Annotated in this window: 9 protein-coding genes; 8 read left to right on the forward strand and 1 reads right to left on the reverse strand. The window is 76.0% G+C overall.

Annotated elements, in window-relative coordinates; translation table 11 throughout:
• Positions 1–151: 151 nt before the first annotated feature.
• The 4 genes from ACF053_RS08685 to ACF053_RS08700 all read left to right on the forward strand — a co-directional run bounded on the left by ACF053_RS08685 (position 152) and on the right by ACF053_RS08700 (position 8486).
• On the forward strand, positions 152–859 hold the full coding sequence (locus ACF053_RS08685) for a GntR family transcriptional regulator (protein ID WP_391953173.1): 708 nt from the start codon (positions 152–154) through the stop codon (positions 857–859).
• A gap of 183 nt (positions 860–1042) precedes the next feature.
• A complete protein-coding gene (locus ACF053_RS08690) occupies positions 1043–2569 on the forward strand; it encodes a hypothetical protein (RefSeq protein ID WP_391953174.1) in 1527 nt (508 codons plus the stop codon).
• A gap of 43 nt (positions 2570–2612) precedes the next feature.
• Complete coding sequence (locus tag ACF053_RS08695; RefSeq protein WP_391953175.1) at positions 2613–3524, forward strand: hypothetical protein; 912 nt, start codon at positions 2613–2615, stop codon at positions 3522–3524.
• Between the two features lie 111 nt (positions 3525–3635).
• Positions 3636–8486, forward strand: a complete 4851-nt coding sequence (locus ACF053_RS08700) for a hypothetical protein (protein ID WP_391953176.1) — start codon at positions 3636–3638, stop codon at positions 8484–8486.
• Between the two features lie 243 nt (positions 8487–8729).
• Here the strand turns inward: ACF053_RS08700 and ACF053_RS08705 are convergent, their stop codons facing one another.
• On the reverse strand, positions 8730–9179 hold the full coding sequence (locus ACF053_RS08705; RefSeq protein WP_391953177.1) for a hypothetical protein: 450 nt from the start codon (positions 9177–9179) through the stop codon (positions 8730–8732).
• A 428-nt stretch (positions 9180–9607) separates the two neighbouring features.
• On the opposite strand from ACF053_RS08705, the gene ACF053_RS08710 reads away from it, so the two are divergent.
• Genes ACF053_RS08710 through ACF053_RS08725 form a run of 4 tightly spaced genes read left to right on the forward strand, consistent with a single transcriptional unit; the run spans position 9608 to position 13812 of the window.
• Positions 9608–12361 (forward strand): sensor histidine kinase, encoded by a 2754-nt coding sequence (locus tag ACF053_RS08710; protein ID WP_391953178.1) that lies wholly within the window; start codon positions 9608–9610, stop codon positions 12359–12361.
• Positions 12358–12786, forward strand: coding sequence for a roadblock/LC7 domain-containing protein (locus tag ACF053_RS08715; protein ID WP_058944973.1), 429 nt, complete (start codon positions 12358–12360; stop codon positions 12784–12786). Before ACF053_RS08710 ends, ACF053_RS08715 begins: the two co-directional genes overlap by 4 nt.
• Before the next feature lie 11 nt (positions 12787–12797).
• The gene (locus tag ACF053_RS08720) at positions 12798–13223 is read left to right on the forward strand and encodes a DUF742 domain-containing protein (RefSeq protein WP_058944972.1); all 426 of its coding nucleotides are present in this window, start codon (positions 12798–12800) and stop codon (positions 13221–13223) included.
• Positions 13204–13812, forward strand: a complete 609-nt coding sequence (locus ACF053_RS08725; RefSeq protein ID WP_391953179.1) for a GTP-binding protein — start codon at positions 13204–13206, stop codon at positions 13810–13812. Before ACF053_RS08720 ends, ACF053_RS08725 begins: the two co-directional genes overlap by 20 nt.
• Positions 13813–13935 lie beyond the last annotated feature (123 nt).

Below are 13935 nucleotides of genomic sequence, written 5' to 3' on the forward strand. Positions count from 1 at the left end.
CGTGCGGTGCCCGACAACGTAGAGGATCGTTGAACGATCCGACAAGGGCTGTGGACAACCGTCCCGGCACCTCCGGCCGCCCGTTCTCCACCCGGATCTACGATGGCGACGGCAGGCGGGCTGGGGCTCCACGGGAGGGACGACGGTGCCGGTGGGAACGACGAGCGGCGGACTGGCCGAGGACCGCGCGCTGCTGGGGCGCACGAGCACCGCCGAGCGGGTGGCGGACATCCTGCGCACGCGCATCGCGGAGGGGTACTTCCCGCCCGGGACCCGGCTGTCCGAGGACGGCATCGGCGGCGCGCTCGGCGTCTCCCGCAACACCCTGCGCGAGGCGTTCCGCCTGCTCACCCACGAGCGTCTGCTTGTCCACGAGCTGAACCGCGGCGTCTTCGTCCGCGTCCTCGCCGTCGACGACGTCGTCGACATCTACCGCATCCGCCAACTCGTCGAGTGTGCCGTCGTTCACGACCTCGGCGACCCGCCGTTCGCCCTGGACGGGCTGGCCGACGCCGTCGCCGAGGGGGAACGGCACGCCCGCGCCGGCGACTGGAAGGGCGTGTCCACCGCCAACATCCACTTCCACCGGGAGCTGGTCGCCCTCGCCGGGAGCGAGCGCACCGACGAGCTGATGCGCGGCGTCCTCGCCGAACTCCGCCTCGCCTTCCACGTGGTCGACGACCCGCACGCCCTCCACGAGCCCTACCTGACGCGCAACCGGGAGATCCTCGACGCGCTGCGGGCGGGGGAGCGCACCACGGCCGAGCGGCTCCTCGGCGCGTACCTCGACGACTCGCGCGCCCAGCTCGTCGACGTGTACGCCCGGCGCGTGGCGCACGCCGCCCCGCCCCAGGGCTGAGCACGGCCCTCCGCCCCGGCCCTCCGCCCCCGCGCCCCGGCCCGTCCCGGTCCTCCGCCCCCGCGCCCCGCACCCCACCCGGGCCGGGCGGGGCCTCGGAAGCCGGCCCGAGGCCCCGCTCCGCGCACCCGCCGACCCGCGCCGTTTCGACCGCTGTCACCACGAGGACCTACTCTGTGCAGCGTGACTTCGCCTGCCCCGACGGAACCGACGGAACTCGTTCCGCCCCAGCTCAGCGCGGGGCCGCGGCCCGCGCAGGGCCCGGCCGCCGACGAAGGGCTGGCGCGGCGCCTGCGCGCGCTCGCCTGCACCGCGCCCCTGCACGACCTGGACGCCCGCAAGGCGAACCTGGCGGGCGAGTACTCGGTCTACGCCATGGCGGAGGTCGCCCTCGCGGCGATCGACCTCGTCACGCTCAACATGGACTTCGACACGGGCGCCGACCACGAGCAGATTGTCGCCCGTCTGCTGCCCCGCGTCGCCGCCCAGGCCCCGCACCGCCCGGCCGCCGAACACGAGCGCGTCGCCCGCTGGGTCCTGGAGAACCTCATCAACGTCGGCAGTGTCGACCGCGGTTTCCGCGCCGTCTACGGCACCTTCGGCGTCGACGGCGTGTACGTCCGCCGGGACTACGACTTCAAGCTCATCGAGGAGGTGCCCGGGTACGGCGGCAACGTCTACCTCCGCACCACCGACGAAGCCGTGAACGTCCTGGTCGGCGCCCTCGACACCGACGTCACCAGCGCCCAGATCGCCGCCGAGGTCAAGCTGGAGGTGCTGATCAGCCGGGGCCGGCTCGCCGACGCCCAGCTCGCCGCCGAGCAGGCCCGGTACCGCACGGTGCAGTACGCCGAGACCCTCCGCAAGACCCTGGAGGCCACCCGGCGCAACGTCCGCGCGGTCGACTGGCTCAAGACGGTCCCCGACATGATCGACGAGGCCCTGGACCACGTCGCGGACCGCTACCGCCACGAGAACGCGATCCTCACCAACATCCGCAAGGCCCGCGACGAGGCGGAGGGGTCCGAGCACAAGCGGCGCGCCGCCGAGCTCGTCGACATCGTCAAGGACTGCATCCGCCGCCACACGCAACTCCAGTCGCGCCTGCTGGAGGCGGGGCCCCTCTTCCGCGCCGAGCAGGACCGCCAGGCGTTCGCCCAGCCCGCCGCCCGCACCGGTCTCGACCTGTACGGACAGCTCCTCGCCCCCCTGCTGCCGCTCCCGCTGGAGCAGGCCGGCCGCGTCACCGACGCCTACTTCGCCCGCGGCACGGGCCTGCGCACCCCCGGCTCCGTACGCCTCGGTGACCTCGTCGACCTCCTCCTCACCCCGCCCGCGGAGCGCGAGCACCTCGGCGCGGAGATGCCCGAGCCGGACCTGATCGCCACCCCCGACGACAGCCGGTTCAGCGAGGAGCAGCTCGCGACGGCCATGGCGCTGCTCGACCTGGAGCACGACGCGCCCCGCCGCCTCTCCGGGCTCCTCGCCGAGGCCCGCCGGAAGGACCCCGACCTGCCCTACCTGGTCGCCCTCCTCGCGGTGCACGCGGCGAGCCCTCCGGTCGGCACCGCCTACCGCCAGGGCGAGGAGCGCCTCCTGTTCGCCGTCGACGACGGCACGCAGCTCGACGACCCCGAGTTCGGCGGCGCGGACCTCATCGTCGGCACCGCCCTGCTCGACGCGGCCGGCATGGCCGCCGACCGCACGTAGCCCGCATGACCGCGACCACCAGCAGCACCGAGGAGCACCAGCCGTGAGCGACCACCACGCCGAGCACACCGACGCGTGGAGCGAGCCGGACGCCGGGCAGGCCGCCGTGCCCGCCCCGTCCGCCGCGTCGGGCGGCGTCACGCCCGCCGACGCCGCCGACGCCGCGCGGCTCGTCTCCTTCGGCCTCCAGCCCAGGCTGCTCCCGGCCCGCGACGCCGAGTACGCCGAACTGCTCCGCCGCTACCGCGAGGACCCGCCCTTCGCCCGGCTCGCCGACGCCGTCGCCACCGGCCTCGGCCTCGTCGTCCTGGAGGTCTCCCCGCGCGCGGGCATGGCCGTCACCGCCGGTGAGGACTCCGTCTTCGCCGTCCGCATGGGCGACTACGCCCGCCGGGCCTCCGCCGACTCCGCCGACCGCTTCCTGCACGGCCTCGCCCACCTGGCCGTCGCCGCCATGGCCTTCCCCCGGCCCGAGGACCTCGCCGACGACGGGTACATCGGCCGCATCACCGTCAACGGCGTCGACGCCTTCGTCCGCCAGGCGTGCCGCCGCCTGGAGGAGCGGGCCGAGCGGGAGGGCGAGAACACCGACCCCGCCTCCGACGCCCCCGGCCTGGAGGCCGCCTGGCGCACCTACACGCGCCGCAGCGCCACCGGCGCCACCAAGGACGCCCGGCGCCTCGCCGGCTCCACCACCGGCATCATCGGCAAGGCCGTCGCCTTCCTCACCGACTCCGGCTTCCTCCAGCGCACCGGGGACGACGCGGGGGGCGCCTACCGCACGACGGCCCGCTTCCAGCTGCAGGTCCGCGACATGGCCGGCAGCGCCGCCATGGCCGAACTGCTGGACCTGGGCGTCGTCCCCGTCACCGACGGGACCGCCTCCCTCCTGCCCCCGCCCGACGGCGACGACCTGGAACTGGCCGCGGACGCGGGCCTCCCGTTCCACGGCTGACCGCCCCCGACCCGCGCCCCCGGCCCCGCCGACGGCGCCCCCGCCACCGGCATCCCGCCACCGGCGTCCCGACGCCCCGCCCCTCCGAACCACCGACGAGAGTCCGCCGCCATGTACGAGCTGTCCCGGGTCCGCCTCTACTCCATCGGACCCGCCGGTGCCCGCTACGCCGACACCGTCCTGGACCTGCGCGGAGTGGGCGAGCCCGTGCCCCGGCCCGCCCCCACCCAGGCGGAGTTCTTCGAGGACGAACCGGTCGGCCCGCCCCGCCGGCCCGCCCCCGCCGGCGTGCTCTTCCTGGAGAACGGCGGCGGCAAGTCCGTCCTCCTCAAGCTGATCTTCTCGGTGATGCTCCCCGGCCACCGCAACACCCTCGGCGGCGCGAGCTCCGGCGTCCTGCGCAAGTTCCTCCTCGCCGACGACTGCGGACACGTCGCCCTGGAGTGGCAGCACACCCTCACCGGCGAACTCGTCGTCGTCGGCAAGGTCAGCGAGTGGCGCGGCCGCCAGGTCTCCAACGACCCGCGCAAGTTCGCCGAGGCGTGGTACTCCTTCCGCCCCGGCCCCGGCCTCAGCCTCGACAACCTCCCCGTCGCCGAGTCCACCGCCGTCCGCGCGCACGGCGAGGGCGCCTCCGGCGCGCAGGGCCGCCGCCGCACCATGAAGGGCTTCCGCGACGCCCTCACGGAGGCCGGCAAGGCGTACCCGCACCTGGAGGTGTACTGGGAGGAGATCCACGACCGCTGGAACGAACACCTCGGCGACCTCGGCCTCGACCCGGAACTCTTCCGCTACCAGCGCGAGATGAACGCCGACGAGGGCGAGGCGGCCGGCCTCTTCGCGGTGAAGAAGGACTCCGACTTCACCGACCTCCTGCTGCGCGCCGTCACCGACACCCGCGACACCGACGGCCTCGCCGACCTCGTCAGCGGCTTCGGCGGCAAGCTCGGCCGCCGCGCCGAACTCACCGCCGAACGCGACTTCACCGCCGGCTCCGTCGACCTCCTCGGCCGCATCGTCGACGCCGCCGACACCCGCGCCCGCGCCCGCGACGTCCACGCCGCCGCCGAGCGCCGCACCCGCACCCTGGCGCGCCGCCTGACCGCCCGCGCCGGCGAGGAACGGGTGCGCACCGCCGAGCTCGCCGAGCAGGTGACCGCCGCCGCGCACACCGTCACCGACGCCGAGCAGGCCCGCGCCCGCAGCTCCCTCGTCGCCGCAGAACTGGCCTACCGCCACGCGTCCCTGGCGCTCGCCGCCGCCGAGAAGGGCGCCGCCGCCCAGCGCCGCGAACTCACCGACGCCCGCACCCTGCACGCCGCCTGGCAGGCCGCCGAGGCCGTCCTGCGCCACCGCGCCGCGGCCGACCGCTCCGCGCGCGTGGCCGTCGCCATCCAGGAGGCGGAGCGGGACGCCGCACCGGCCCTCGCCGCCCGCGCCAAGGCCGCCTCCGACCTCGTCCGCGCCCTCCAGGCCGCCGCGACGGAGGGCGAGCGCCACGCCGACGAGCAGGAGGAGCGCTCCGCCGCCCTCCAGGAGGCCGGCGAGACCGCCCACCGCGACGCCACCTCCGCCGCCACCGAGGCGCAGCGCGCCCGCAGCGAGGCCGGCCACCTGCGCCAGCGGCTCGCCGAGGTGGAGCAGGAGACCGCCGAGGCCGTACGGGCGGGCTGGCTCGACGACACGGCCCCCGACGCCGACCCCGCACGTGCCGCCCTCGCCGCCGCCGACGCCGAGAAGACCGCCGTCGCCGCCTGGGACACCGCCCGCGAGGCCGCCCGCCTCGCCGCGGACCGCGCCCGGGAGGCCGCCGCCGACGAGTCCCGCGCCGAACTGGCGGCCGCCCGCGCCGCCGACGCCGCCCAGGCCGCCGGCCACGCCCACGAGGCCGAGCGGCGCGCCGCCGAGTCCATCGCCGCCGAGGAGCGCCTCGCCGAGCTGCTCAGCCTGCCCGCCGCCCGCAGGACCGCCCACGTACCCCGCCAGAACACCGGCGGCACCACCGGTGAGCACGGCGGCGGGACCACCGGTGGCGGCTCCGACGGGGACACCGGCGCCGCCACCGGGCAGCGGCCCGGCGCGAGCGCGGCCCCGCCCCGCACCGGCCAGGGCCCCCTGACCGCCGAGGAGCTCGACCGGTACGCCGACGAGCTGCGCGAGCTCCTCGACCGGAACATCGCCTCGGGCGAGCGCAAGCTCTTCGACCTGCGCACCGCCGCCGCCGACGACGCGCGGATCCTCGGAGCCCTCGGCGACGGCGGCCTCCTGCCGCCCGGCCCCGACGTCCTGGCCACCGTCGAGTTCCTCGGCGAGCAGGGCGTACCCGCCCTCCCCGGCTGGCGCTACCTGGCGCAGTCCGTCGACCCGGCCGACCACGCCGCCGTCCTCGCCGCACGCCCCGAACTGGTCGACGGCGTCGTCGTCACCGACCCCCAGTCGTACGCCCGCGCCCGCGAGGCCCTCGCCGGCGCCGCCCTCCTGCCCCGCTCCGCCGTCGCCGTCGGCACCGCCGCCGCGTTGCTCGCGCCCGTACCCCGGCAGCCGTCGGACGACGACGGCGAGGTGTTCCTCATCCCGCCGAATCCGGCCATGCACGACGAGCACGCCGCCGACGAGGAGCGCCAGGCCCTGCGCGCCCGCGCCGCCGCCCGCGACGAGGAGATCCGCGGCCTCGCGGCCCGCCTCGCCGGCGACCGCTCGCTCGCCGCCCGCGTCGGCTCGTGGCGCGCCGACTGCCCGCCCGGCATGCTCGCCGAGCTGGCCGGGGCCGCCGAAGCCGCCCGTGAAGCGGCGGAGACCGCACAGGCGGTCCTCGCCGAGGCCCGCGCCGCCCGCGCGGAGGCCGACGAGACCGCCGCCGAGACCGCCCGCGTCCGCGACGAACGGCAGGAGGCCGCCCAGCGTGCCCGCCGCGTCGCCGACGCCCTCGCCGGCCTCGCCTTCCGGCTCCGGGAGCGGGCGGGCTGGCAGTCCCGCCTGCGTGAGCTCGCCGACGAGGCCGCCGAGGCCGAGGCCAGAGCCCAGACGTGCCTGGAACGCGCCCGCGCCGCCGACGAGGACCGCCGCGCCGCCCAGCGCGCCGCCGACGACGCCCATCGCACCGCCCGCGCCCTGCGCGCCGAACGCGCCGAGATCGCCGGCGCCCCGGAGAACGTCCCCGAGGAGAAGCCCGACGGCACCGACCTCCTCGACGGCGGCGTGCCGCGCCCCTCCCTGCCGGCGCTCCGCGAGGCGTACCGCGCCGCGTCGCAGCTGTACGAGAAGGTGGGTGTCGGCGCCGACCTGCGCGCCGAGCAGGCCCGCGCGGAGAGCGACGAGAGCGCCGCCCTCGCCGAGCTCGACCGGCTCACCAACAAGGTCCGCACCCGCGCCGCGCAGCTGCTGGACAGCCCGGACGGCGCCGACGGCCCCTCCCGGCAGGCCGCCGCCGCCCGCGCCGAGTCGTTGGTGCAGCTGCTGGAGACCCGTGCCTCCGAGGCCAGCGAGAAGCTGGGCCGGCTGCGCGGCGAGGCCGAACGGCTCGCACCCACCGACGGCGACGCGCACACCGAGCTGCCCGACGAGCTGGTCCCCGCCGACGCCGAGCAGGCCCAGACGCTGCTGCGCACGGCCACCGGCGAACTCGCCGCGCGCACCGACGCCCTGGAGGCGGCCCGCGCCACGCACGCCCACCTCCTGCGGACGCACCGCGCCGCCGAGGACGCCGCTGGCGGCTTCGACGAGCTGGCCGCCCTCCTGCGCGACCAGCTGCGCGAGCACGCGGACGACGACCCGCAGGAGCCCCAGCCCCACGCGGGCTCCCTGGAGGAAGCCCGCCAGGCCGCCGCCGAGGCCCGCCGCTCCCTGCGCGGCTGCGCCGCCGACCTGTCCGCTGCCGACTCGGCCGTGCGCGAGGCGTGCGACGTCCTCGTACGGCACGCCAACTCCACCCGCTACGAGCAGGTGCGCACCCCCGCCCGGCAGCAGATCAGGGAGCTGCCGGCGGCCGCGCTGCCCGAGCACGCCGCCCGTTGGGCCGAGGCGTTCGCGCCGCGCCTGCGCGTCCTCACCGACGAGCTGGCCCAGCTGGAACGCAACCGCGAGTCGATCGTCGACCGGCTGCGCGGCCTGGTCGAGTCCGCGCTCACCACGCTGCGCTCCGCCCAGCGCCTCTCCCGGCTGCCCGAGGGCCTCGGCGAGTGGTCCGGGCAGGAGTTCCTCCGCATCCGCTTCGAGGAGCCCGACCAGGCGACCCTCGTCGAGCGGCTCGGGGAGGTCATCGACGAGGCCACCCGCGCCGCCGTCAAGAAGAACTCCGACCTCCGTCGCGACGGCATGTCGCTGCTCCTGCGCGGCGTCCACGCGGCCCTGCAGCCCCGGGGTGTCGCCGTGGAGATCCTCAAGCCCGACGCGGTGCTCCGCGCCGAGCGCGTCCCGGTCGGACAGATGGGTGACGTCTTCTCCGGCGGCCAGCTCCTGACCGCGGCCATCGCCCTGTACTGCACGATGGCGGCGCTGCGCAGCAACGACCGGGGCCGGGACAAGCACCGGCACGCCGGCACGCTCTTCCTCGACAACCCCATCGGCCGCGCCAACGCCACCTACCTGCTGGAGCTCCAGCGGGCCGTGTCGGACGCGCTCGGCGTGCAGCTCCTTTACACGACGGGCCTCTTCGACACGACGGCGCTCGCGGAGTTCCCGCTGGTGATCAGGTTGCGCAACGACGCCGACCTGCGGGCCGGGTTGAAGTACATCAGCGTCGAGGAGCACCTGCGGCCGGGGCTGCCGCAGCCCGCCCGGGAGGGGGAGCCGGCCGTCCACGGCGAGATCACCGCGACCCGCATGTTCCGGCGGAGCCAGCCGACGGAGCGACCGCCCGCCGAGCGGCCGACGTCCGAGCGACCGCCCGCCGAGCGGCCGACGTCCGAGCGGGCCCCGACGGAGGGGAAGCCCCCGGCGGAGCGTCAGCCGACGGCGGGCTGACGCCCGGCCGTCGGCCCGCCGACGCACAGCCCCGCACCCGCCACACCCCGCGCCTCGACACCGCCGGGGCGCACCCGCCCCACCCGCCCCACCCGGCACCGCCGGCGCCGTCGGGACGCGCCCGAGACCGCCGGGACGCGCCCCGCGGGCGGCCCGGCGAGACGCATGGCGAGACACACGGCGGGGCCGGGGACGCACCCGCGCCCCCGGCCCCGGCCGCTTCCCACCCGCGGCGCGGCCGCGTCAGGCCCGCGACAGCTCGCCCGGTGCCGGCTGAGGGGCGCGCCCGCCCGACGGGGACTGCGCGCCGCCCCGTGCCGCGGTCCGAGCGGGCGCCGTCCGTATGCGCGCGGCCTCCCGCGCGGCCCGCCTCGCCGACCGCCGCTCGCGCCGCAGCTGACGCGCCGTGCTGCTCGGTTCCGAGACGACGCCGTACCGCTGCTTCCAGACCTGACGCGTCACCCAGACGTCCAGGACCGCCCAGGTCGCCCCCACCGTGCTGCCGACACTGGTCAGCACCAGCGGGAACGCCAGCCAGGATCCCGTGACCGTCAACAAATACGCGGCCATCGCCTGGATCAGCGTCACCGACGTGACGATCCCGGCCCGTACCGCCGCTATCCGTACCGGATCCGGCAGCCTGCGCCGCCCGACCGGCTCCTCCACCCAGAGCTCATGACGCCCCGTGCTCATGCACCGTCACTCCCCACCACAGAAACCCGTACCAGGGTGGCTGCCCCTTGTGGGCCGTTCTACGCCGATCGGACCGCCGCCCCCCGTACAGGAAGACGGCCGACGGCCCGGGAAGATTCCCGGAGGGGGCAATTCCAGCCATCCGGAATCAGAGCCGGAGCGGCTCCGCTCGGACGCCCCACCGGCACGGTACTGACGCCTCGCCAGGTGTCATGCGCCACAGTCGGATCCACCGGCGACCCGAGGGTTCTCCCGGCACGGCGGGGATACCGGGACAAGTCATGATCAACAACGCGTGAGGCGGCCGAAAAGCGTCCGGACGCGTCTTCGGGTCCCCTGTGCGGCAGTAGTAGGCTCGCGCCGTTTGCTGCTCCGTTGATGTGTACATCCCGTGCCGCGCCGGGCGGCCGGGCGAGCTGGGGGAGGCCATGGGCTTTCGCGGGAAGTCGATCCGCAGGAAGATCGTGGCGCTGCTGCTCGTCCCCCTCCTGTCCCTCACCGGCCTCTGGGGCTTCGCGACCTTCATCACCGGCCGCGAGGCGGGCCACCTCCTCGACGTCGGCCACATCATGCAGAAGGTCGGCTACCCGCTGGAGGACACCGTCCGCGTGATCCAGCGCGAACGCCGCCAGAGCCTCGTCTACCTCGCCGACCCGCGCGCCGCCGACGCCCTCACCGCCCTGCGCCGCGACCGCGCCGAGACCGACCGCACCGTCGCCGTCATCCGCGCCCACGCCCGCGACCCCCGCGTCACCGGCGCCATGCAGGACGACGCCGCGCAGCGCCTCGACTCGCTCCTCGCCGCCTTCGACAGCCTGGCGACCCTGCGCCGGTCCGTCGACACCCGCGCGGTCGGCCGCCTCCAGGCGCTGGAGTTCTACAACCGCCTCGTCGACCCCTGCTACACCTTCCTCGTCCACCTCAACGCCCTCGACAACGTCGAGATGGAGAAGCAGGGCCGTGCCCTCGTCGGCCTCACCCGCGCCCGCGAGATGCTCGCCCGCGAGGACGCCCTCGTCGTCTCCTCGCTCATCAGCAACCGCCTCACGGCGGAGGAGATCCGCCTGATCTCCGACCTGGTCGCCCGCCGCCGGCAGTTCTACGAGCTCAGCCTCGAAGTCCTGCCGCAGGGCGAGCGCGACGTGTACCGGCACTTCTGGCACGGCCCCCGGAGCCAGCCGCTGAGGGAGATCGAGGAGTCGGTCGTGTCCGGCGGCCCCACCGACGACCCGCGCGCCACGGACACCGCCCGGTGGACCGAGGCCGCCGTCGCCGTCCTCGACGGCCTGGCCACCGAGAACCGGGAGGCGGGCGACCGCTACCAGGACCGCGTCGGCCCCGCCGCGCAGAGCGTCCTGCTCAAGGCAGGCGGCGCGGGCGTCCTCGGCTTCCTCGCCGTCCTGTGCTCCGTCATCGTCTCCGTCCGCGTCGGCCGCGGGCTCGTCCGCGACCTCACCCGGCTGCGCAAGGAGGCCCAGGAGGTCTCCGGCGCCCGCCTGCCCAGCGTGATGCGCCGCCTGGCCGCCGGCGAGCAGGTCGACGTCGAGACGGAGGTGCCCCGGCTCGAGTACGACAAGGACGAGATCGGCCAGGTCGGCAAGGCCCTCAACACCCTTCAGCGCGCCGCCGTCGAAGCCGCCGTCAAGCAGGCCGACATGCGCCGCGGCGTCTCCGAGGTCTTCGTCAACCTCGCCCGCCGCAACCAGGTCCTCCTGCACCGCCAGCTGACCCTCCTCGACACGATGGAGCGGCGCACCGAGGACACCGAGGAGCTCGCCGACCTCTTCCGCCTCGACCACCTCACCACGCGCATGCGCCGCCACGCCGAGGGCCTGGTGATCCTCTCCGGCGCGGCCCCCTCCCGCCAGTGGCGCCGGCCCGTCCAGCTCATGGACGTCGTCCGGGCCGCGGTCGCGGAGGTCGAGGACTACGAGCGGATCGAGGTCCGGCGCCTGCCCCGCATCGGCGTGGGCGGTCCCGCCGTCGCGGACCTCACCCACCTCATCGCCGAACTCCTCGAGAACGCCACCGTCTTCTCCCCTCCCCACACCGCCGTCCAGGTGCTCGGCGAGCGCGTCGCCAACGGCTTCACCCTGGAGATCCACGACCGGGGCCTCGGCATGTCCCCGGAGGACCTCCTCGACGCGAACCTCCGCCTCGCCGAGACCCCCGAGTTCGAGCTCTCCGACACCGACCGGCTCGGTCTGTTCGTCGTCAGCCGCCTCGCCCGGCGGCAGAACGTCCGCGTCTCCCTGCAGCCCTCCCCGTACGGAGGCACCACCGCCGTCGTCTTCCTCCCGGCCACGCTCCTCACCGACGCCCCCGAGACGCAGGGCGCCGGCTTCCGGCTGGACCGCAAGACCCCCGACCGCCGCGGTACGGGCGGCACGGCACGGCGCACCGCCCTGCCGCACACGACCCCGGCCCTGGACGGGCCGGTCGAGCTGGAAGGCCCCTTCGACCTCCTCGGGGACCTCTCCGACGAGCTGCGGGCCGGCCTGCGGGAAGGTCTCGACCGCCGCCACCGCGACGAGCGTGCGGACTCCCCGGACGACGCCCTCTTCGCGCCCCGCCCGCCCCTGCGCCCCGCCGGCGCCCCCTCGGGCGAGCAGCACCAGCAGGTGGCCGACGCGTCCGCCGACCGCCCCACCGGGCCCATCCCGCTGCCCCGCCGCAGGCCGGCCCTGGTGGCCCGGCACGGCCGGCGCGTCGACGACCCGGCCGCCCGCGCCCACCCCGCGCCCGCGGCGGACGAGACACCCGGCGAAGGCCGCGCCGACCGGCACCCGTCGACCCACGACGCCCACGACGGCGCCGGCCGGGACCGCGACGCCACCACCCGGGCCCGCCACGGCGCCGGCACCCCCGACGACAGCCCCCGGGACCGCGACGGCACCACCCCGTCCGCGCCCGCACCCCCCGCGCCGGGCGGGACCGCCCCGACGATCGGCGGCCTGCCCCGCCGGGTCCGCCAGGCGAGCCTCGTCCCGCAGCTGCGGGACGAGGCCGAGCGGTCCGCCGCCCCGGCCGCACCCGCCTCCGCGCCCGGTCCCGCCGACGCCGAGGACGCGGAGCGGGACGCCGAAGACGTACGCCGAAGGATGGCCGCGATGCAGCGAGGCTGGCAGCGCGCCCGCAGTGAGACAGCACCAGGAACGACACCGGAGGGGGACGGTCGATGACCGCACCGAACGCCGCAACACCCAACTCAACCGGCGAGCTGAACTGGCTCCTCGACGAACTGGTCGAGCGGGTCGGCTCGATCCGCAAGGCCCTGGTGCTCTCCAGCGACGGCCTGCCGACGGGCGGCTCCCGGGACCTCAGCCGCGAGGACAGCGAGCACCTGGCCGCCGTCGCCTCCGGCTTCCACAGCCTCGCCAAGGGCGTCGGCCGTCACTTCGAGGCCGGCAAGGTCCGTCAGACCGTCGTCGAACTGGAGGACGCGTTCCTCTTCGTCACGGCCGCCGGTGACGGCAGCTGCCTCGCCGTCCTCGCGGACGCCGACTCCGACGTGGGCCTCGTCGCGTACGAGATGACGCTCATGGTCAAGCGCGTGGGCGCCCACCTCGCCACCGCCCCCCGGTCCGGCCTGCCCACCGGAGGGTGAGGCGGGATGCGATGAGCGACGCAGCGGCGAGACAGGCGCGGCGCCACCGCAACGGCGGCGACGCCCACCACTGGTTCGACGACGACGCCGGTCCGGTGGTGCGCCCGTACGCGATGACCCGCGGCCGGACCGCGACCGCCGGCCGCCACCGGCTCGACCTGATCGCGGTCGTCGTCCCGGAGCCCGCGGCCGACGACCCCGGCCGCGACCAGACGCTCTCCCCGGAACACGTGGAGATCGTCGAACGCTGCAGCGAGTTCCCGCAGTCGATCGCCGAACTCGCCGCCGGGATGGACCTGCCCGTCGGGGTGGTCCGGGTCCTGGTCGGCGACCTCGTCGAGGACGAGCTGGTCCACGTAACCCGTCCCGTTCCGCCGGCCGAGCTGCCGGACGTGAGCATTCTGCGTGAGGTGATCAATGGCCTTCGGGCGCTCTAGCCGCAAGGGTCCGCCGCCGGTCGAACCGGTGACGTTGAAGATCCTGGTCGCCGGCGGGTTCGGCGTCGGCAAGACCACGCTGGTCGGGGCGGTGAGCGAGATCCGGCCCCTGCGCACCGAGGAGGAGCTCACCGAGGCGAGCCGGCCGGTCGACGACCTCGACGGGGTCGAGTCCAAGTCGACGACCACGGTCGCGATGGACTTCGGACGGATCACCCTGCGCGAGGACCTGGTGCTGTACCTCTTCGGTACGCCCGGTCAGGACCGGTTCTGGTTCCTCTGGGACGAGCTCGCGCAGGGCGCGCTCGGCGCGGTGGTCCTGGTCGACACCCGCCGCCTGGAGGACTCCTTCGCGGCCATCGACTACTTCGAGCGGCGGCGCATCCCCTTCGCCATCGCCGTCAACTGCTTCGAGGGCGCGGACCTCCATCCGGCCGAGGCGGTACGCGCGGCCCTGGACCTGGACCCTGCCGTACCGCTGCTGATGTGCGACGCCCGGCGGCGCGAGTCGGTCAAGGAGGTCCTCGTCGCGGTGGTCAGGCACGCGATGACCTTCACCGAGCCGACCCCGGAACCGGTCGCCACCTGACCCTGCCGTGCGCGGCCCCCCCGGGCGCGGGCGGCCCCCCCGGCCGGCCCGGCGGGGCGCGCCCCCCCCCCGGGGGGGTGCCCCCGGGGTGGTGGCAGGGCCCCGCGGCGGGCGACGGCCCCG

The sequence above is a fragment of the Streptomyces kanasensis genome (genome assembly GCF_043077165.1).
In the GTDB taxonomy this organism is placed as follows: domain Bacteria; phylum Actinomycetota; class Actinomycetes; order Streptomycetales; family Streptomycetaceae; genus Streptomyces; species Streptomyces changanensis.

What these genes read in the sequence shown, in the direction of transcription:
- ACF053_RS08720 (WP_058944972.1), top strand. Translation starts at nt 12,798, where the DNA reads ATGAGCGACGCAGCGGCGAGACAGGCGCGGCGCCACCGCAACGGCGGC.
- ACF053_RS08725 (WP_391953179.1), top strand. Translation starts at nt 13,204, where the DNA reads ATGGCCTTCGGGCGCTCTAGCCGCAAGGGTCCGCCGCCGGTCGAACCG.
- ACF053_RS08705 (WP_391953177.1), bottom strand. Translation starts at nt 9,179, where the DNA reads ATGAGCACGGGGCGTCATGAGCTCTGGGTGGAGGAGCCGGTCGGGCGG.
- ACF053_RS08700 (WP_391953176.1), top strand. Translation starts at nt 3,636, where the DNA reads ATGTACGAGCTGTCCCGGGTCCGCCTCTACTCCATCGGACCCGCCGGT.
- ACF053_RS08715 (WP_058944973.1), top strand. Translation starts at nt 12,358, where the DNA reads ATGACCGCACCGAACGCCGCAACACCCAACTCAACCGGCGAGCTGAAC.
- ACF053_RS08710 (WP_391953178.1), top strand. Translation starts at nt 9,608, where the DNA reads ATGGGCTTTCGCGGGAAGTCGATCCGCAGGAAGATCGTGGCGCTGCTG.